At 69.8% G+C, this 18434-nt stretch carries 24 protein-coding genes; 13 read left to right on the forward strand and 11 right to left on the reverse strand.

The genetic code is table 11. The annotated features are described in order from the left end of the window. Positions 1-73: 73 nt before the first annotated feature. Together E4V99_RS05335 and E4V99_RS05340 are read left to right on the forward strand one after the other, a co-directional pair. The gene (locus E4V99_RS05335) at positions 74-670 is read left to right on the forward strand and encodes a pyridoxamine 5'-phosphate oxidase family protein (protein ID WP_240742769.1); all 597 of its coding nucleotides are present in this window, start codon (positions 74-76) and stop codon (positions 668-670) included. Further along, positions 643-1200 carry a hypothetical protein gene (locus E4V99_RS05340; RefSeq protein WP_135116603.1) on the forward strand — a complete coding sequence of 186 codons (558 nt, stop codon included), beginning with the start codon at positions 643-645 and terminating at the stop codon, positions 1198-1200. The genes E4V99_RS05335 and E4V99_RS05340 overlap by 28 nt, the downstream gene beginning before the upstream one ends. A 32-nt stretch (positions 1201-1232) precedes the next feature. On the opposite strand, the gene E4V99_RS05345 is transcribed toward E4V99_RS05340, so the two are convergent. Both E4V99_RS05345 and E4V99_RS05350 read right to left on the reverse strand, forming a co-directional pair. Next, positions 1233-1784 carry an OsmC family protein gene (locus E4V99_RS05345; protein ID WP_135062750.1) on the reverse strand — a complete coding sequence of 184 codons (552 nt, stop codon included), beginning with the start codon at positions 1782-1784 and terminating at the stop codon, positions 1233-1235. A gap of 78 nt (positions 1785-1862) precedes the next feature. Beyond that, positions 1863-2396 (reverse strand): CGNR zinc finger domain-containing protein, encoded by a 534-nt coding sequence (locus tag E4V99_RS05350; RefSeq protein WP_135062748.1) that lies wholly within the window; start codon positions 2394-2396, stop codon positions 1863-1865. Positions 2397-2462: 66 nt separating this feature from the next. Here E4V99_RS05350 and E4V99_RS05355 point away from each other — a divergent pair, with 66 nt between their 5' ends. The 8 genes from E4V99_RS05355 to E4V99_RS05390 all read left to right on the forward strand — a co-directional run bounded on the left by E4V99_RS05355 (position 2463) and on the right by E4V99_RS05390 (position 8604). Beyond that, positions 2463-3128: a LysE family translocator gene (locus E4V99_RS05355; RefSeq protein WP_205805851.1), complete on the forward strand. Its 666-nt coding sequence runs from the start codon at positions 2463-2465 to the stop codon at positions 3126-3128. A gap of 108 nt (positions 3129-3236) precedes the next feature. Next, the gene (locus E4V99_RS05360) at positions 3237-3551 is read left to right on the forward strand and encodes a hypothetical protein (RefSeq protein ID WP_135062746.1); all 315 of its coding nucleotides are present in this window, start codon (positions 3237-3239) and stop codon (positions 3549-3551) included. A gap of 84 nt (positions 3552-3635) precedes the next feature. Next, complete coding sequence (locus E4V99_RS05365; RefSeq protein WP_135116604.1) at positions 3636-4325, forward strand: helix-turn-helix domain-containing protein; 690 nt, start codon at positions 3636-3638, stop codon at positions 4323-4325. A gap of 90 nt (positions 4326-4415) precedes the next feature. Beyond that, positions 4416-5618 (forward strand): acyl-CoA dehydrogenase family protein, encoded by a 1203-nt coding sequence (locus tag E4V99_RS05370; RefSeq protein WP_135116605.1) that lies wholly within the window; start codon positions 4416-4418, stop codon positions 5616-5618. A gap of 31 nt (positions 5619-5649) precedes the next feature. Next, positions 5650-6222 carry a flavin reductase family protein gene (locus E4V99_RS05375; RefSeq protein ID WP_135062740.1) on the forward strand — a complete coding sequence of 191 codons (573 nt, stop codon included), beginning with the start codon at positions 5650-5652 and terminating at the stop codon, positions 6220-6222. Between the two features lie 46 nt (positions 6223-6268). Continuing rightward, positions 6269-6655: a Rid family hydrolase gene (locus E4V99_RS05380; protein WP_135116606.1), complete on the forward strand. Its 387-nt coding sequence runs from the start codon at positions 6269-6271 to the stop codon at positions 6653-6655. A 120-nt stretch (positions 6656-6775) separates the two neighbouring features. Further along, positions 6776-7702, forward strand: coding sequence for an N-acyl homoserine lactonase family protein (locus E4V99_RS05385; RefSeq protein ID WP_167747686.1), 927 nt, complete (start codon positions 6776-6778; stop codon positions 7700-7702). Positions 7703-7728: 26 nt separating this feature from the next. Beyond that, positions 7729-8604, forward strand: coding sequence for an alpha/beta hydrolase (locus tag E4V99_RS05390; protein WP_135062732.1), 876 nt, complete (start codon positions 7729-7731; stop codon positions 8602-8604). A gap of 404 nt (positions 8605-9008) precedes the next feature. Here E4V99_RS05390 and E4V99_RS05395 read toward each other — a convergent pair whose 3' ends face one another. The 5 genes from E4V99_RS05395 to E4V99_RS05415 are packed head-to-tail and all read right to left on the reverse strand — an operon-like array spanning position 9009 to position 13844. Continuing rightward, positions 9009-9419 carry a DUF2255 family protein gene (locus E4V99_RS05395; RefSeq protein WP_135116607.1) on the reverse strand — a complete coding sequence of 137 codons (411 nt, stop codon included), beginning with the start codon at positions 9417-9419 and terminating at the stop codon, positions 9009-9011. Between the two features lie 52 nt (positions 9420-9471). After that, positions 9472-10542 carry a hypothetical protein gene (locus E4V99_RS05400; protein WP_135116608.1) on the reverse strand — a complete coding sequence of 357 codons (1071 nt, stop codon included), beginning with the start codon at positions 10540-10542 and terminating at the stop codon, positions 9472-9474. A 42-nt stretch (positions 10543-10584) separates the two neighbouring features. Next, positions 10585-11430, reverse strand: coding sequence for a Cof-type HAD-IIB family hydrolase (locus E4V99_RS05405; protein ID WP_135116609.1), 846 nt, complete (start codon positions 11428-11430; stop codon positions 10585-10587). Next, positions 11417-13510, reverse strand: a complete 2094-nt coding sequence (locus tag E4V99_RS05410) for an alpha/beta fold hydrolase (protein WP_135116610.1) — start codon at positions 13508-13510, stop codon at positions 11417-11419. The genes E4V99_RS05405 and E4V99_RS05410 overlap by 14 nt, the downstream gene beginning before the upstream one ends. Positions 13511-13553: 43 nt before the next feature. Next, positions 13554-13844 carry a DUF4287 domain-containing protein gene (locus tag E4V99_RS05415; RefSeq protein ID WP_135116611.1) on the reverse strand — a complete coding sequence of 97 codons (291 nt, stop codon included), beginning with the start codon at positions 13842-13844 and terminating at the stop codon, positions 13554-13556. A gap of 158 nt (positions 13845-14002) precedes the next feature. Between E4V99_RS05415 and E4V99_RS05420 the strand changes: the two genes are divergently transcribed. Beyond that, complete coding sequence (locus tag E4V99_RS05420) at positions 14003-14266, forward strand: hypothetical protein (RefSeq protein WP_135062720.1); 264 nt, start codon at positions 14003-14005, stop codon at positions 14264-14266. 7 nt (positions 14267-14273) lie between these two features. On the opposite strand, the gene E4V99_RS05425 is transcribed toward E4V99_RS05420, so the two are convergent. Both E4V99_RS05425 and E4V99_RS05430 read right to left on the reverse strand, forming a co-directional pair. After that, entirely contained in the window at positions 14274-15509 is a 1236-nt protein-coding gene (locus E4V99_RS05425; protein ID WP_135116612.1) for an RNA polymerase sigma factor, read from the reverse strand. Positions 15510-15511: 2 nt separating this feature from the next. Further along, positions 15512-15940, reverse strand: coding sequence for a YciI family protein (locus E4V99_RS05430; protein ID WP_135116613.1), 429 nt, complete (start codon positions 15938-15940; stop codon positions 15512-15514). A 186-nt stretch (positions 15941-16126) separates the two neighbouring features. Here E4V99_RS05430 and E4V99_RS18425 point away from each other — a divergent pair, with 186 nt between their 5' ends. Then, complete coding sequence (locus E4V99_RS18425) at positions 16127-16297, forward strand: hypothetical protein (RefSeq protein ID WP_167758079.1); 171 nt, start codon at positions 16127-16129, stop codon at positions 16295-16297. Between the two features lie 11 nt (positions 16298-16308). Here the strand turns inward: E4V99_RS18425 and E4V99_RS05435 are convergent, their stop codons facing one another. Both E4V99_RS05435 and E4V99_RS05440 read right to left on the reverse strand, forming a co-directional pair. Beyond that, positions 16309-16560 (reverse strand): helix-turn-helix transcriptional regulator, encoded by a 252-nt coding sequence (locus E4V99_RS05435; RefSeq protein ID WP_135062714.1) that lies wholly within the window; start codon positions 16558-16560, stop codon positions 16309-16311. After that, positions 16560-17045: a DUF2975 domain-containing protein gene (locus E4V99_RS05440; RefSeq protein ID WP_135062712.1), complete on the reverse strand. Its 486-nt coding sequence runs from the start codon at positions 17043-17045 to the stop codon at positions 16560-16562. The genes E4V99_RS05435 and E4V99_RS05440 overlap by 1 nt, the downstream gene beginning before the upstream one ends. 239 nt (positions 17046-17284) lie before the next feature. On the opposite strand from E4V99_RS05440, the gene E4V99_RS05445 reads away from it, so the two are divergent. After that, positions 17285-18418 carry a glycosyltransferase gene (locus E4V99_RS05445; RefSeq protein WP_135062709.1) on the forward strand — a complete coding sequence of 378 codons (1134 nt, stop codon included), beginning with the start codon at positions 17285-17287 and terminating at the stop codon, positions 18416-18418. The last annotated feature ends 16 nt before the right edge of the window (positions 18419-18434 follow it).

Raw genomic sequence — 18434 nt, forward strand, 5'->3', positions numbered from 1 at the left:
CGCGGCGGCAAAGCGCCTTCTCGTGGCCGCCTCCTTGCTTGCGCGGATGGCTCGAGCCCGACACGGTGAACGCATGACGGGTACGGGCGACGAGAACGTGACGTCCACGCGGCCGGGCAGCATGGCGCAATGGCTGCGAGCGCAAGGCTCACTCGTGGGCACCGCGCCCCCGTTCGATGTCGCGGCGCTGCCCGACGATCCGGTTGAGCTGTTCCTGGCGTGGATCCTCCATGCCGCGGACGCGGGCGTTGCCGAACCGCATGCCGCCACCTTGGCAACAGTGGATGCCGCCGGCAGACCCGATGCCCGCACGCTCCTCCTGAAAGACGTCGGGCCGATCGGCTGGGCTGTCGCCGGCCGGCGCTCCTCTGCCAAAGGCGCTCAGCTCGCTGCCCACCCGGTGGCGGCGCTGAACTTCTGGTGGCAGCCGGTGGTGCGCTCGGTGCGCGTGCGCGGCCCGGTGTCCGAGGCGACGCGCCAGGAGAGCGCCGCCGACCTGGCCGCTCGGTCGGCGTCGGCGAGAGCCGGCATCCCGCCCGAGGACTGGGTGCTCTGGCGGATCGAACCGGAGCACGTGGAGTTCTGGCAGGGCGCACCCGATCGCCACCACACGCGCGTCATCTACGAGCGGACGGGCGGGTCGTGGCGCCGCTCGCACATGACGATCTGAGCGTCTCCCTTGTGCGGGCTGGCCCGCCGTGCTGTGGTGGTGCGATGACGGGCGACTCGACATTGCAGGACCAGCTCGACCGGCTGGTCGGGACCTGGCGGACCGAGGGGATCATCGTCGGCGGCAGCGAGCACGGCGGCCACAAGTGGGCCGGCTGGGATGTCTACGAATGGTTCCCCGGAGCCCGGCAGATGGTCCATCGGGTGGACGTTGAGATCTTCGGCGCGCGGAAAGAGGCGATGGAATTCTTCACGCCTCGCGAAGCATCGATGGACACCTTCGATCAGACCTCCTTCGACGCCGATGGCACCGTCGAGCACGCGGTGGGAAGCTTCGACGAGCATGGCCGGTACCTCAACGACGCCGGCGACGCCCGCGCCATCCTCACCTTCGACGCCCCGGATTCCATGCGCGCGGTGTGGGAGACGCGGCAGCCCGGTGGCGGCTGGGCGGAGTGGATGCAGGTGAGGTTCACCCGGGTCGCCGGCTCGCACATCGAGGTGCGCACCAAGGACGACCACACGGCCTGACGCATGACCGGTGACGGTCGACCCCACCTGTGTCAGGCCTTGGACACCCGGACCGTGATCGGGGTCGGGTTGGCGAAGAGGTCGAGCACGGGGCAGTGCTCGTCCACGGCGGCCTTGAGCTCGTCGTACCGCCGCTCGGTCTCAGGTCCGTCGATCGTGACGTGCAGGCGAACGCCCGTGAACCCCGGGCGCACCGACTCGTCGACGCCGAAGAGCTTCCGCGCATCGAGGTCGCCCTCGGCTTCGACGCGGATGTCGTCGACCTGGATGCCGAGCGCCTGCGCATAGAGGCGATACACGACGACCTGGCAGGAGATCAGTGCGGCGAGTGCGTACTCGACGGGGCTCGCGCCCACGTCGTCGCCGGCCAGCGCGGCCGGCTCGTCGACGAAGAACTGGTGCTTTCCGGCGCGGACGACGGTCGCGACCGATCCCGACCCCTCACCGCTGACGCGGTAGGTCAGCTGGGCGCTGCGGGGATCGGTCGCGATCCGCTCGCCCCACGCCGTGCCGGCTGCGGTGAGCCGGGCGGCGCGGTCGGCGGAGGTGGTCTCGGGAACGACGATGGTGTCAGCAAGTGTCATGGCCGCGAGCGTAGGTCGCGCATCGCGCCGGGCGCTCGCCGCCGGTAACGCGGCGTCACGATGCGCGGTAACGCACCGTCACGCTGCGCTGATCGGGCCCCGCGCCCTGTGCCGCCGGACCGCGGCGCGATTGGCGCAGCGAACCGAGCAGTAGCGCTGCCTGCCGTTGCGGGTCACATCGACGACGACGTTGCGACATCCGTCACCCGCCGCGCAACGCCGCAGCCGGTGCATCCCCCGCGTGGTCAGGTGCAGGGCGGTGCCGACACTGATGACGGCCGCGAGCACGTGGGGCAGGGTCTGATCGGCATCCCGGTAGTGCAGGTGCCAGCCCTCGCCGTTGTGGTCGGTCAGGCGGGGGTAGGCGGATGCTGCCGCCAGGGCGGCGTTCAGGAGTGCCGCGCGGGCGTGCGGGTCGACCTCGTCGACGACGCGCAGCCACTCGTCCAGCACGGCGCGCGACGCCGCCAGGTCGTCGGCGCCGGCGAGGAAGTCCATCGTCATGCCGAACTCGCGCGTGCGGGCGACGATGCCCTCGCGATCGTCCGGCCAGTCGTTGGCCAACGATGCCGCCATCAGTACGGCGTACTCGCCGTAAGGGTTGAGGTGCATAAGGGCATTACAGCACTCTGGCCAGATGAGCCACCAGACCCCTCCTGCACTTGTCCGGAGCCACCGATGACCATCCTCGGAACCGGAGTATCGCTCGCGGCGGCGGGCGGCATGGCGCTGGCCGCTCTCCTGATGGTTCTCACGCCCGGCCCCAACATGGTCTATCTCGTCTCCCGGAGCATCAGCCAGGGGCGCGCAGCCGGGCTCGTGTCCCTCGCCGGCACGGGTACGGGGTTCCTCGTCTACCTGACGATGGCAGGCACCGGGCTCGCCGTCGTGTTCGTCGCGGTGCCGTGGCTGTTCATCGGCCTGAAGGCCGCCGGCGTGGCGTACCTGGCATATCTCGCGTGGCAGGCGCTGAAGCCGAGCGGGCGGGGGGTGTTCGAGACACGGGGGCTGCGCAGGGACTCGGCGGCGAAGCTGTTCCGCATGGGATTGGTGACCAACCTGCTCAACCCGAAGGCGGCGGTGATGTACCTCGCGCTCATCCCCCAGTTCGTCGACCCCTCCGCCGGCAGCCCCGCCCTCCAGGGCTTCCTCCTCGGCGGCATCCAGATCGCCGTCAGCCTGACCGTCAACGCCGCGATCATCCTGGCGGCCGGATCGATCGCCGCCTTCCTCGCCGCGCGACCGGTGTGGACGGTGTGGCAGCGCCGTGCGACCGGCGGCCTCCTCGGCGTCGTCGCCGTCCTGCTGGCACTCGAGGTCGCGGAGCCCGCTTCGGTGGCATAGCCCAAGAGCGCCCTCCCGTCCTGGGCGCACCGCAGCGCTTATGTTTGCTGGGGGCGCCGTCGTCACACCCGCGGCGATGCCGAGGATGCGACAGGAGTCGATGCACACGTGAGTCATGGAGACGAGGCGACGCGTCGCATTCAGCTGAGCCTGCGCAAGCCCTGGTTCGCGCTCTACGCCGGGGTTCGGCCCACGCTCGTCATCGCCGGGCGTGGCCAGCCGGCACAGTGGGGCGTGGGCACGTGGCAGGTTCCCGCCGACCGCTCGGTGACGGTGGGTGCGTACCTGTTCAACCGCGCGTGGCGGTTCGGCCAGGCGGAGTTCTCCCTGGATCCCGGTGACCGGCCATCGCTCGTCTATCGCGCGCCGGCGCTGCCGTTCCTCCGCGGGCGCATCCACGTCGCGGAGGTCGACGAGACCTGACTACACCCGGTGGCGTGGTGTTAAGTATTCCTACACATCCGTCTTGGTGCGCGGTAGGGTGCAGTAGGCCCAGCGGGAGAGCGAATGTCCACTGCAGAGAACATCGGCGAGCGCATCCGCCGCATCCGGCAAGCGCGCGGCGTGAGCCTGCGCAAGGTGGCGCAGCAGTTGGGCGTCTCCCCCAGCCTCATCTCCCAGGTCGAGACAGGGAAGAGCCGCCCGTCGGTGGCGACCCTGTACTCCCTGGCCGGCCTGCTCGAAGTCTCGGCCGACGAACTGCTGGGGATCGAAGGCACCACGAGCGTCCCGAGCTTCGCCGCCGCACCCCCTCTCACCCCGGAGGTGCAGCGCGCGAGCGAGAATCCGATGATCGAGATGGAGGACGGCGTCCGCTGGGAGCGGCTCGCCAGCCGCCCGGATGGCCGCACGGATTCGCTCCTCGTCACATACGAGGCGGGCGCCTCCAGTTCCCCGACGGGCAAGCTCACCCGGCACTCCGGCTTCGAGCAGGCCTTCATCCTGGAGGGCGAGCTCATCCTCCGGCTCGAGTTCGACGAGTACGTCCTCGGACCCGGTGACTCTCTGCAGTTCGAGTCCGCGCGGCCGCACCTCTATCTCAACCGCAGCACCGCGCCGGCCCGCGGGGTGTGGTTCGTCATGGACCGCAACGGCGCGGGGCTCGAGGCGGAGCCTGCTGCCGACGGCGGGCGCTGGCGGCCGCATCCGCCCGCCAATCCCTTGAACGTGCTGCGTCGGTTCGACCACCTCGATTGACGCTGAATTCGGTGTTCACTGTGCATTGACATAGTGACCCCTCAATGTCACGCTCTGTTTAACACTTCGGCGTCGACATTGGAGTCACTCATGGCAGCCACGGCACTCCGTCCCGAGATCAGCACGATCGTCAACCAGATCGACGAACTGCGTCCCACGCTCACCGCGGGAGGACGCGACGCAGACCGCGACCGCCGCATCCCGCAGGATGCGTTCGACGCCGTCGCGGCGACGGGCGCATTCAGCATCTCCGCTCCGACCAGCGTCGGCGGGCTCGGCGCGAACACGGCCGAGTGCCACGCGGTGGCCCGCGCCATCGGCCGCGGCGACGGCAGCATCGCGTGGGTGCACGGCATCCTCGACTCCGGCGCATGGGTCGTCTCGCTCATGGACGAGCAGGCGCAACAGGACGTGTGGGGAACCGACAAGGGCGTGAACTCCTTCATCTCCATCGTCCTGGCCACCACCTCCGACACCGAGCGCGTCGACGGCGGGTACCGCGTGACGGGCAAGTGGGGATACGGGACGGGGAGCCTGCACGCCGACTGGTCGTTGCTGGGGATCCCGCTGAAGAACGAGGCCGGTGAGGTCGTGGACGCCGGCCTGGCCCTCATCCCCACCTCCGAGCTGTCGATGGAGGACAACTGGTTCGTCGCGGGCATGAAGTCCACCGCCAGCGTCATGCAGATCGCCGACGACGTCTTCGTCCCCGCACATCGGGTCTTCCCCCTCACGGCCGCGGTCGAAGGCGGGTATCTGGGTGGCAACGACGAGCAGACCTACCGCACGGTCTTCGTCCCGTCCCTGTTCATGAAGCTCATCGGCCCGCACCTGGGAATGGGCCGCGCCGCGCTGGACTACGTCATCTCCAAGGCCGAGAGCAAGGCGATCGCGTACACCGGCTACGAGAAGCAAGCGGACTCAGCGGTCTTCCAGAGCGCCATCGCCAAGGCCGCCGTTCAGCTCGACGCGGCGGAGCTCGTCGCGCGCGAGCTGGCCGACCGCATCTACGACGGCTCCGCCAACGGCACGTACGCGCCGTACGCGGAGCGGATCGAGATGCGCGCGAAGGCCGGGTGGGTGGTGGAGACCATCACCACGATGATCAACGACCTGATGACCGCCCACGGCTCGGCCGGCTTCGCCGAGTCGGCCCCGCTCCAGCGCGTGTGGCGCGACCAGGCCACGGCCAGCCGTCACGGCCACACCCTCGCCGCCAGCGGGTTCGAGGCCTACGGCAAGGTGCTGTTCGGCCGCGAGGACGACGCACGATTCGTCCTGCCGATCGTCTGACCGGCGGGCACCCCTCCGAGAGGAGCTCACGATGAATTCCACCGTCTCCGAGCCGCAGATCTCCGCCGGCGACTTCACGCACGCGTTCCGCCACCACCCCGCCGGCGTCGCCATCATCACCGCCGACGCCGGCGACGGTCCGGTCGCGATGACGGTGAGCTCGGTCGCATCCGTCGCCATCGATCCGCCCACCCTCGTGTTCTCCGCATCCGGTCGCTCCTCCAGCACGCCGACGATCCGCCGGGCGGAGACGGTCGTCGTGCACCTGCTGGCCTCGGATCAGGTCGAGCTGGCCAAGCTCGGGGCCCGCAGCGGCGTCGAGCGTTTCGGTGACGACGTGGAGTGGGGCCGGCTGCCGACCGGTGAGCCGTATTACCCGCGCGCGAACGCGTGGCTGCGCGGACGGGTCATCGAACGGCTGGACGTGCACGGCTCGACCCTCGTCGTGGTCGAGGCCATCGAGGCCAAGCCGCGCGCGGAGACGCCGGAGAGGTCACCGCATCCGCTCGTCTACCATGACCGCAAATGGTTCGTGCTGAACGAGCACGCCGCCCTCCCCCGCACCGTCGTGCCGTTCTACGCCGTCTACGGGCGGGGCGACTGACCGCTTCTTCCGCCGCATCCGATCGAAACCCCTCCAAGGAGCATTCATGACCAACGACCGCATCAGCCGTACCGCCTCCCCCACCGTGCCCGGGATCTCCGACAGCACGCGCGTGACGAGCGGCGACCTCGTCTTCATCTCCGGCCAGGTCGGATTCGAAGCGGACGGCTCCGTGCCGGAGAGCTTCGAGCGGGCGATCGAACTGACGTACGGCGAGCTCGAGCGCGCGCTGACGGCGGCGGGGGCGACGTACGAGGATGTGGTGCGCGTCAACGTGTACATCACCCACCTGGACCAGGAGAAGCTCGCGACCTGGCGGCGCACCCGCGACCGCATCGTGCGGGCCCCCGAGCCCTCCGCCAGCACCGTGATCGGCGTCTACTCGCTGTACAACGGCGCCACGATCGAGGTCGACGCGATCGCCGCCGTCTGACGCCGTCTCCTGACGCCGCTCGACGCCCCTACTGCCGCGGGCCTGAGCGGCCTGGGCATCACGCCACCCAACATGCCCGCGCGACGCCACGAGGCGGAGCCGACGACACGAAGGAGTGTCATGAACATCAGTGGTTCGACGAAGTTCCCGGCAGCAGCCGATACCGACTACTCGATCTGGTCTCTCGAGTACTGCCACGCGGATATGCCGCACGACTTCTTCGGAGGGTCCGGCCTGTTCAGCAACAGGGGCATCATTCGCATCCCGATGCTCTACACCCTGCTCATCGGCGGTGAAGTCGGGGGCAAGCAGCACGTCGCACTGGTGGACTGCGGATTCCGCAACGACTACTGGCTCGAGCGCTACGCATTCTCGAACTGGGAGAGCCCTACCGAGGTGCTCGGGCATGTGGGGATCAGCCCCGAAGACGTCGACGTCATCCTCGTCTCGCACATGCACTTCGACCACGTCGGCAATTTCGAGGCGTTCCCCAACGCGCAGCTTTATGTGCAGTACGAGGAGTTCACGGGGTGGTCGTCGGCTGTGGACCTGGCCAACCACATGACCACCGAAGAACAGAAAGCATGGATCTTCTCCTCCTTCGACCCGCTCGATCTCGCCAAAGCCGCCCAGGGCATCGCCGACGGACGGATCCGTTTCGTTCATGGAGACGAGGAGCTCCTTCCCGGCGTGACCGCCCGCTTGGCAAGGGATTCGCACACCTTCGGATCGCAGTGGTTCAAGATCCAGACTCGCAACGGCCCCTTCGTCGCCGCCGGAGACACGGTGTACTGGTACTCCAACATCGAAGGCATGTGGGCGCCCGGCTACGTGCAGGGCAACACCTTCAACCTGATCAGCCTGTACCAGACGCTCCAGGAGGAGCTGCAGGGCGAGACGAGCAGAATCATCCCCGGCCACGATCCCGAAGTCGCTCTACGGCACAGCTCTTGGCTCTCCCCCAGTGGCAACTCGATCGCGGAGCTCAATCTTCGCGAGAACGATCGATCGCGTCGTCCCGATGGGGCTCCTCGGCTCCTACGCTGATCCGCCCCCTACTCAAGGAGCAAGGAATGACCGGAAGCACGCCGTTGTACCGCGACTTCACGAGCGTGGACGAATTGAACCGCGCCTACGACATCGAGGCGACAGTGCCCGACTTCGGCGCGTATGCCGACGACTTCGTCGCGCGCAGCGCCGCGTACCGCGACGAAGCCCGAGGTCTGCTGGACGTGCGCTACGGACCGACCCTCGATGAGACGTACGACGTCTTTCTCCCGCAGACGGATACCCCGGGCCCCCGCTCCGCGCTGTTCTTCATCCACGGCGGCTACTGGAAGGCCACGACGAGCAAGGTCTGGAGCTACGTCGCCCGGGGCCTGGCGGCGCGGGGTTTCGTTGTGGCAGTGGAGAACTACGCGTTGTGCCCACGCGTGAGCGTCGCCGAAATCGTCCGCCAGCATCGCGCGGCCTACGCGCATTTCTTCACGCATGCCGCGGACTACGGTGTCGATGCCCGCCGCATCGTCATATCGGGCCACTCGGCAGGAGGCCACGCTGTCGCCACGCTGATGCAGGCTGACTGGGCCGGCGAGTACGGGCTTCCTCGCCAACCATTCGCTGGCGCGCTGCCCATCAGCGGGGTCTTCGACCTTCGCCCACTCGTTCACACCTTCCTCAACGCCGACCTGCACCTGGACGAGAGTGCAGCCGAGGACATCAGCGTCCTCAGCACGCCACCCGTAGTCCCTGCGCTCGTCGTCGCGTACGGGAACGACGAGACGCCGGAGTTCGAGCGCCAGTCGATCGATTTCGCGGCCATGGTCTCGTCAAGCGGACACCCCGTAGATGTGTTGGTGAGGGAGAACAACCACTTCGACATCCTGGAGTCGCTGGCTGACGGCACCGGGGAGCTGGCCCAAATCGTCGAACGGCTCGCTGGCGGCTGACACCGCTTCCGCGGCGGATCACGGGTCGATCCGCCGCGGCGGCCCGATCTCCGCCTTCGCCTCCGTCGGCGCCACCCTGCCCGCTCTCTCCGGCACGACCGGCTACCTCACAGGGTCATCACCGTCCCGAACTCCTCGAAGTTGCGCCCCATCCGGCCACAACCCGCCGAAATGGCGCGGATGGGATCGAGTTTGAGGAGTTCGGGCGAGAGTCGAAGTCCGAGGCCGGCGGGAGACAACAGGTCCCGGACGCGCCCGCGTCCGGCCGCCTCACCGCCTCACCACCGTCCGAACTCCTCAAAGTCCCGCCCATTCGGGCCCACAACCGGGCGAAACGACGCGGGGCGCCTCACTCTTGAGGAGTTCAGGCGAGGAAGGCCGGGCGCGAACCCACCCGGGCAGGGTCAGGGGGCGACGACGCGCAGTGTGCAGCCCATGGCCTCCGGGCTCTTCATCGCGGCGATCGAGTCGGGCTCGGCGGCGTACTTCGCGTCGAGCACCCGGTCGATGTCGCGCTGGATCGGGTCGTCCTCGGGGACGGACTCGACCGCCACGGCTTCGGACGGCAGCTCGAGCGCGGCCTGACGGTCGCGCTCGGCGATCCTGCCGTCCCCCAGCGCGAACTCCACGTCACGCCCGGCGAGCACGTGGCGGTACCACCATGACGACGGCCCGTAGGCCGATCGCAGGTACGGCACGCCGTCCACCACCATCGCCCAGATGGGGGTCGCGACACGCGTGCCGTCGGCGCGGCGGGTGATGACGGCGACCACGCGGGTCTCATCCAGAACGCGAACCACATCGTCGAAGGCCATGGCCGAGGGTAGCGCGGTGCCCTGGGCGGAGCGAGGTCCTTGGTGGGCCCTCTCACCAACCGCTGCTGCGCCGCACCGCCGCGACGGCGTCCGCGAGAGAGAGATCACCGACCTCGATGATCTGCTCCTCGTCACGAGGAGGCACCTTCCACCGAGCGCCCGACGTGTGGATGATGCGGGCGATCACGGCATCGGAGGCGTGCAGGATGTCGTCGCCCGCGAGCAGCGGACCGCCTTCGTCACGGCGGGACAGGGCGCGCGCACGTCGCTCGGCATCGGGAGCACTCAGCCGGAGGAAGACGACCTCCGACGTGGGCAGGGCCGCGCGCACGGCCTCCGGCTCGATCTCCCACGGTGCGACCGCGACGAACCGCCGGGCACCCGCTTGCTCGAAGGTCGCCTGCACGCGCGCCAGATTCGCCAGGCCGACCGGTCGATCAGCGTTCCACGCGAACGACAGCTGACGGACATCGGCGAATCCCACGTGCCTTCCCGCCTCCCAGTCGTGCGTCGCCACCTCCCAGCCGATCCGCGAGGCGCCCGCCAGCCGCGGGCCCGTGATCCACAGGACGCGGCCACCTCCCAACCCCGCGTCCGGGCCGGCGGGCTCGGCGCTCTCGCCGGGCATCGCGGTGACACGCCACCTCGCCAGCACGTCCTCGGCGGTCGCCGCAGCCGACCGTCTCTCGGTGTCGACCCGCTCCCAGGCCGGATGGACTCGTGCCGCCTCCGCGGTGCCGGCGGCGAGGGACCGTTCGACCTGCTCCGGCTCGTTCCGCCGCACGTCGAGGCGTTCGCGCCGGGTCTCCTCCGAGGCATCCAGCCACACGGAGTGCACGGAGATCCCGGGGATCGTCGGCGGTGGGTCATCCGGCCACGCGACTCCCGAGACGACCAGCCGAGCCACTCCCGCACGCGCGAACTCGCCGGCGACCGCCGTGAGCGCACGCTCTTTGAGCGCCCACCGATCCGGGTCGCCCGCAGGCGGCGGATAGCACATGCCCAGCTGGTCGATATCGACGAACCCGGATGCGACGCCCTCGGCCACGAGGCGCTGTGCGATCGCCCATGCCGTCGTCGACTTGCCGACGCCGGCCGCGCCCGCCAGCCGCAAGAGGTCCATCCGCTGCAGCATAACCAGCAGGCTCGGCGGACCGCGCCCGCGTCAGGGGCCCAGCAGCTCCGTCAGGACGGTGACCACGCCGTACTCGGTGTTCGCGGGCGCACGGAATCGGGCCCGCGCGGCGACCTCGTCATGCGCGTTGGCCATCGCGTACGACCAGGCCGCGGCATCCAGCAGCTCGAGATCGTTGAGATAGTCGCCGAACGCGACGGTCTGCTCCCGCGTGATGCCGAGCGTCTCCTGGAGCCGGCGGAGGGCCGTGCCCTTGTTGACGTCGCTGTTCATGATGTCGACCCAGTGCCGGCCCGAGACCACGACCTGATGACTGGCGGCGATGTCGGCGAGCTCGGGGTAGACCGACTCCTCGGCACTCTCGAAGGCGTACACCGCCACCTTCAGCACGTCGTCGTCCACGCTCGTGAGGTCGTCGACCCGCGCGAGCTCGGCGTAGTAGCGCTCGGCCTCGGTCACGAACGCCGGATCGCGCCGCTCGATGTAGGCCGAACGCTTGCCGCACACGACCACGCCGATGTCGTGCCGCGTGGCGACCTCCCGCAACCGCGCCAGCACGTGCTGCACGAACGCGGAGTCCATGACGTCGCTCGACAGTTCGACGCCGTCGCGCATCACGATCGTGCCGTTCTCGGCGATGAAGGCCAGGTCGTCGGCGGATGCGCCGAATTCGCGGCGGAGCGTGGCGTACTGCCGGCCGCTGGCCGGCGTGAAGAGGATTCCGCGGGCGAGCATGTGCTCCAGCAGCGCGTCGAAACCGCGTGGCAGCCGGCCCTCCCCGTCGAGCAGCGTGCCGTCCATGTCGACGGCGACGAGGCGGATGTCGAGGCCGTCGCGCGGCGGAGCGTCGAGTACGCGCGGGTCAGCCGAGGACATCCGGCACCTCCGCGGACTCTCCGAGCACGTGCTGGGCGAGGAAGGCGAACACCGTCTCGTACCAGACCACGGCGTGCTGGGGCTTGAGCACCCAGTGGTTTTCGTCGGGGAAGTACAGGAACCGGTGCACGAGCGACCCGTCGTCCGCCCCGAAGTGCTCGTTCAGCTCCGACCACAGCCGCAGGCTCTCCCCGATCGGCACGCGGTAGTCGCGGTCGCCGTGGATCACCAGGAGAGGAGTGCGGATGTCGCGGACGAACCGGTGCGGGGAGTTCTCGGCCATCGCCTCGGGCGTGAAGATGCGCTGCCAGTACGCCGAGGAGTCGGTCGTGCCGGCGAACTGGTCGAGGGCCCACAGGCTCGCATGCGTGACGATGGCGCGGAACCGGTCGGTGTGGCCGGCGACCCAGTTGGCCATGTAGCCGCCGAACGATCCGCCCATCGCCGCCGTGCGGGTCTCGTCGATGTCGTCGCGGGCGACGGCAGCGTCGGTGATCGCCAGGAGGTCGGTGTAGGGCTTGCCGCCCCAGCTGTTCCACCCGCGGGCGATGAAGTCCAGCCCGTAGCCGGTCGAGAGCGCCGGGTCGGGGAGGAGCACCGCGTAGCCGCTCGCGAGGGCCAGCTGCGGGTTCCACCGCCAGCTCCACGCGTTCCAGCTGTTGAGCGGTCCGCCGTGGATCCACAGCAGGAGCGGAGCCGGATGCTCCGCCGAGGCGCCGTCCGGCAGCAGGAGCCAGCCGCGCACGCGGGCGCCGTCCCCCGCCGTCGCCTCGACCTCGGTCATGGACCCGGCCGCCTCGGGGAGCGCGACCGGCGACGCCAGCGCGGTCACGGCGCCGTCCCGGCCGACCCGCACGGCGTGCGGCGGCGCCATCCACGATGAGCGCAGCGCCACGAGGTCGCCGGTCGCGCGGTCGACGTGCACATGGGTGTAGGTGAACTCGTCGGAGGTGACCTGCACGACGGGGCCGCCGTCCAGCGGCACGCGGAAGATCGGGCCGCGCCCGTCCTGGTCGGCCGTCACGATGAGGGCGGAGTCGTCCGCGCCGAAGGCGAGGGCGGTCGGCCACCGATCCCACCCCTCCGCCAGCCGCCGCGGGTTCGAGCCGTCGATGCCCGACACCCACAGCTCCTGGTCGTCGGGGCCCTCCGGCGACCCGAAGCCCGAGCGCACGAAGGCGAGCATCGTGCCGTCGTGGCTGATGGCGGGCATCTCCACGTCCGTGCTGCGCTCATCGAACAGCGTTGTGCGTTCCCCGGTGGCGGTGTCGATCGCCACCAGGATGTGGCGGGAGTCGCGCCCCTCGGGGATCTGCAGCGACGCGACCAGCGTCGTGCCGTCCGGGGTGAGGGCGGCGCCGGCGATGTCGGCGGTGCGGCCCGGGTGCGGGGTCAGGTCGCGCGGCCGCGGGAGCGTGGACGGATACGGCGTCGCCGCATCCGCCTCGCCCTCCCCGTCCTCCGCTGGGTCTTCTTCCGCCACCGAGTCGATGGTGTCGGCCAGGGCATCGAGGTCGAGCGCGAGCAGGTGCGGCTGGGCCGGGCCCAGGTCGTGGTCCCAGAACCGCACGGGGTAGGTGTCGTGCAGGATCGCGGAGACCTTCCGCTTCTTGCGGTCCGCGCGCAGCCGCGCGTCGTCTTCGAGCGTCTGGGCCGACGGCATCAGGTCAGCCGACAGGACCAGGCGAGCGGATGCCTCGGCCACGGCCGCGATCCCGCCCACGCCGCCCGCCAGGCGCGTGACCGGCCGCGCCTCTCCGCCACCGGCGGGGAGCAGCCACAGCTGACCCGACTCGCCGTCTTCCTCGGCTTCGGCGTCCGGTCGAGCACTGATGAACAGCACATCGCCGTCCGCGGTGAACACCGCGCCGGATTCCCCCTTGGCCGAACGGGTCAGGCGCCGGGGGGCGCCGGCTCCCTCAGCCGGAACCTCCCACAGCGACCGCTCGTACGCCGTGCGGTCTTTCGTGAGCGTTGCGACCGTGAGGACGACGCGCCGGCCGTCGGGCGACAGCGCGAGCGCTTCGATGCGCGGGAGGGCGATGTACTCGTCGAGGGAGGAGAACGCAGTCGAGGGCATGCCTTTCACGCTATCCCGCCTGCGGCGGTCGGGCGGCGGCGCGTCAGGCGGACGGGCGAGTGGCCTGCCCGTCGAGCCAGAGGCGGTCGCTGTCGTCACTGTGGGCGCTGCCCGAGCCGACATGCTTCGAATCGATGCGGTCGCCCTTCGTGATGACGTGCACGAGGGCCATGCCGTGCCCGCGCCCCAGGTCGTACTCGTTCTTCAGCCACTCCAGGATGGGGCCGGCCTTCGTCTGCTGACCGAACCCGCGCTCATGGGCCTGCTCGACGAACTGCCGCGGCGTGAGGCCGGTCTTCGTCTCGATGCTGTCAAGGTATGCCTGGAACGACACGGTGGCCCCCTGGATGACGGGTTGTGATCGGGCTGTCCCCGCACTGTAGGACGATCGGAGGCTGGAGGCCAGGGGCCAGGGGCCGAAACACCGATTCTTGAGAAGCGGAAGCCGCTCATGCCACGCTTCGTATATAACACCCCGATGAAGGAGAGTTCATGCGCTGGAAGTCCCGCCTCGCCGCCGCCGCGATCGCCACCGCCGTCATGGCGGGTGGGACGGTGGTCACTGCGGCACCCGCCGTCGCCGCCGACCATCGCATCGCGGTGGACGGCATCCACAAGAAGGCGGACTGCGTCTACGCGCAGAACTCGTGGCGTACGCACATCCTGCGCAAGGGCGGCAAGATCTACGCGGGCGAGGGCTGCCTGTACGCCGGTGCCGCGCGCAAGTGGATGTTCAGCATCAGCTACACGCTCTGACGCACGGTCAGGGCGCCAGGCGCTGCGCCTTGGCCCGGAGCACGGTGCTCTCCCGCGCGTTCGTCGCCAGGGCGGCGGCCGTGAGCAGCTCGGCGCGTGCCTCCGCGGTGCGACCCACGCGGGCGAGCAGCTCGCCGCGCACGCTCGGGAGCAGGTGCGATCCCTGAAGGACGGCGGCGTCGGCGAGGGCGTCCACGATCTCCAGTGCGGCATCCGGCCCCCACGCCATCGAGACGGCCACCGCCCGGTTGAGTGCGACAACGGAGCTCGGCGCCAGGCGGCCGAGCGCCTCGTACAGCAGGACGATCCGCTCCCAGTCGGTCTCGTCGACGCTCGCGGCAGTGGCATGGCACTGCGCGATCGCGGCCTGCAGCGCATACGGGCCGCGCCCTCGTCCGAGCGCGTCCGCGCGCGAGAGCGCGACGCGCCCGCGCAGGATCTGGGGGCGATCCCACTTCGTCCGGTCCTGATCCGCCAGGAGCACGGGCGAGCCGTCCGGCGCCACGCGCGCGGAGAATCGCGACGCCTGGAACTCCATCAGGGCGAGCAGCCCGAGCACCTCCGGCTCGCGGGGCACGATGCCCGCCAGGACTCGTCCGAGCCGCAGCGCTTCGGAGGCGAGCTCCCGCCGGATCCACAGATCCCCCACGGTCGCGGCGTACCCCTCGGTGAAGACGAGGTAGACGACCCCGAGCACCCCCGCCAGCCGCGCCGCCCATTCCGCCGGCTCGGGCGTCTCGAACGGTGCGCGCGCCGCCGCGAGCGTCTTCTTCGCGCGGGTGATGCGCGCCTGCACCGTCGGCACCGGAACCAGCAGCATCCGTGCGATCTCCTGCGTGGACAGTCCGCTGACCACCCGCAGCGTCAGGGCGATCTGCGACTCCCGCGAGAGCACCGGATGGCACGCGATGAACACCAGGCGGAGCACATCGTCCTCGATCGGCTCCCACTCGTCTTCGGCGGTCTCGGCGAGCGCGTGGGCGATCGCGCGATGACGTTCGTCCAGCGCGGCGCGACGTCGCCACGAGTCGATCGCGCGACGCTTGGCCACCATCGTGAGCCACGCGCCGGCGTTGCGGGGGACGCCGGTCTGGGGCCACTTCTCCAGCGCCTCCACGAGCGCTTCTTGAGCGAGGTCCTCCGCAAGGCCGACGTCGCCGGTGGCCCGAGTGAGCGTCGCGACGATGCGCGCGCTCTCGATGCGCCAGACGCCGTCGACCGTGCGGTGGATGTCCTCGGCCATGATCACTCCGCGGCGGCGGCCTCCTGGGCTCGCCACTCCTTCTCCTTCTGGATGTACTCGTTGTCGGCGTAGTCCGCGAAGTCGGATTCGTCGGTGACCCGGCGCACCTCGATCTTGTTGCCCGGCCCTAGGGGCGCGCGGCACGCCCACTCCACGGCCTCCTCCTTCGTGGCGGTCTCCAGGATCCAGTAGCCGTTGAACAGTTCGTGCGTCTCGCCGTAGGGGCCGTCGGTCACGACGGGCGCCTCACCCGTGAACTCCACGACCGAACCCTGCGACGCATCCGTGAGCCCTTCGCCGCCGACCATGACGCCGGCCTTGAGCATCGACTCGTTGTAGGCGCCCATCGCGTTGATGATCGTCTCGAAGTCCATGTCTTCGTAGTTCTCGACCGACTCGCTGTTGCGCATGATCAGCATGTACTTGGCCATGAGATTCTCCTTCGTTGCAGGGCCTCGATCCGGCCCCTCCACTATCGCGTCGAACGGCGCGGAGCGGAATCGACATCGCGATCCGGATCCGTTCGATGAGGGCGGTCGACGCGCGACTGTCAAGCCCGTGCCGTGCCCGCCGACCCCGGCGGATCCTTGCGCACAGAACGGGCGAGAGGAGCAGCGATGGCCGCCGCAGACGACTTCGGATCACACGGTGACGGCAACGCGGTCTGGACCAGCGCGATGAGCGCCGCCTATGGTGACGGCATCCTGCCACGCGAGCGCGAACCGCGCGTCGCCCGGCACCGCTGGTGGGCGAGGAAGCCTCCCGAGGAGGAGGCACAGGACAGCTGACGGCCCCGCTCTCACCGCTCGTCCGACAGGGATGCATCGGGGAGGCGTTCCCCTGCATCCGCCGGCTCCCACCGCAGCAGGTCGCCCGGCTGACACTCGAGCGCCTGGCAGAGCGCATCGAGGGTGGAGAACCGCACGGCCTTGGCGCGTCCGTTCTTGAGCACCGCGAGGTTGGCGGGGGTGATCCCGACCCGTTCGGCGAGCGTGCCTACGCTCATCTTGCGCCGCGCGAGCATGACGTCGATGTCGACGACGATGGGCATCAGATCACCTCGTCCAGCTCCGAGCGCAGCCCGCGCGCCTCGTCCTCCCGGTCGATCGCCTGCGCCAGCAGCCGCCGCAGAACCACGACCAGCAGCGCCATCCCGGCCAAGACAAGGGCCGCGCCGCAGATGAGTCCCACGATCCCGGGCGCGACCTCCCCCGGCGCCAGCACGACAGCGAGGATGAAGGTGAGCGCGGATGCGGTGGCGATGGCGCCGATCACGACGTCGACGTAGCGGAACGCGGCATCCGAGAACACCGCCCCCCGCCGCACGAGGGTCAGCAGCTGCCATACGCACACGGCGAAGACCTGCAGCGTGCCGACGCCGAGTACGGCGAGCACGACGAGCGTGATGCGCCCCCACAGCGGCTCCCCGGCGAGGTCCGCCCACATCAGCGGCACGATGACCGTCTGGACCAGGACCGATCCGACCAGCGACAGGGCGATGACGATCCGCAGAAGCACGATGGTGACGGTGCCCATGGCGACTCCTTCACTCGGGGAATGCCGCTCAGGCTATCGTTAATCGATTGATTTCGCTAGGTATTCGATAGGTCCCTCCCCACGGTGGAACCCGTCCACACATCCGGCCCTGCGCCGAGAGTGCATCATCCTGGCGAGACGGCACCGGATCCGGTGCACTCTGGCCGAGTCGATGCACTCTCGGGGTGGCGCGAGGTGGGCGCATTAGGCTGAGAGCCCTGACCGAATCGCGAGTTCCCATGGACCTGTCCCTGATCGTTCCGACCTTCAACGAGGGTCCGAATGTGCGGGAACTGCTGCGCCGGCTCGCCCAGACCCTCGACGGCACCGCGTACGAGGTCATCTTCGTCGACGACTCCACCGACGACACCCCCGACATCATCCGCGCGGCCGCGGCCGAGAGCGACGCACCGGTGCGGCTCATCCACCGCACCGAGGCCGCCGGCGGGCTCGGCGGCGCCGTCGTCGCCGGAGTGCAGGCGGCGAGCGCCGACTGGTGCGTCGTGATGGACGGCGACCTGCAGCACCCACCCGAGGTCATCCCCCAGCTGCTCGCCCGGGCCGCGCGCGGCGACGTCGACGTGGTGGTGGCGTCGCGCTACATCTCCGGGGGCACCTCGAAGGGCCTGGCCGGCGCGGTGCGCACCGCGGTGTCGCGCCTTTCCACTCTGCTGACGAAGGCGATGTTCCCCCGAAAGCTCCATGGATGCTCCGACCCGATGACGGGCTTCTTCCTGCTGCACCGTCCGGCCATCGACCTCGACACGCTCCGCCCGCGCGGGTTCAAGATCCTGCTGGAGATCCTCGCGCGCCGGCAGCTGCGCCTGGCCGAAGTGCCCTTCGACTTCGCCGAACGGCACGCCGGCGCATCCAAGGCCTCGTTCACCCAGGGGGTGCGGTTCCTGGCGCAGCTGACGATGCTGCGGTTCGGGCGCATGTCAGCGTTCGCGGTCGTCGGAGGCGTCGGCGCCGTCGCGAACCTCGCGATCATGTGGGCGCTGATCGCCCTGGGCATGGAGTACGTGTGGGCGGCGATCATCGCCAGCGAGGTGACGATCATCAGCAACTTCCTGCTGCTGGAGTACCTCGTCTTCGCCGACATGCGCGCCGACTCCGGTCTCATGCGCCACCGGTTCCTGAAGTCCTTCACGTTCAACAACCTTGAGGCGGTCATCCGCATCCCGGTGCTGTGGGTCATCGTGGAGGCCACGCACATCCCCAGCGTCGTCGCGGCCGCGCTCACCCTCGTCGCCGCCTTCGTGGTGCGCTTCGTCTTCCACGCCCTCATCGTCTACGCGCCCCAGCGACAGCGTGCCGGGGCGGCTGCGCCCGCCGCCGCAGCGCCGGTCGCCGCCGACGAACGCGCCGCCTGAGCGCCCAGGGGTCTCC

It is taken from the genome of Microbacterium sp. dk485, assembly GCF_004570445.1.
GTDB classification, from domain to species: domain Bacteria; phylum Actinomycetota; class Actinomycetes; order Actinomycetales; family Microbacteriaceae; genus Microbacterium; species Microbacterium wangchenii.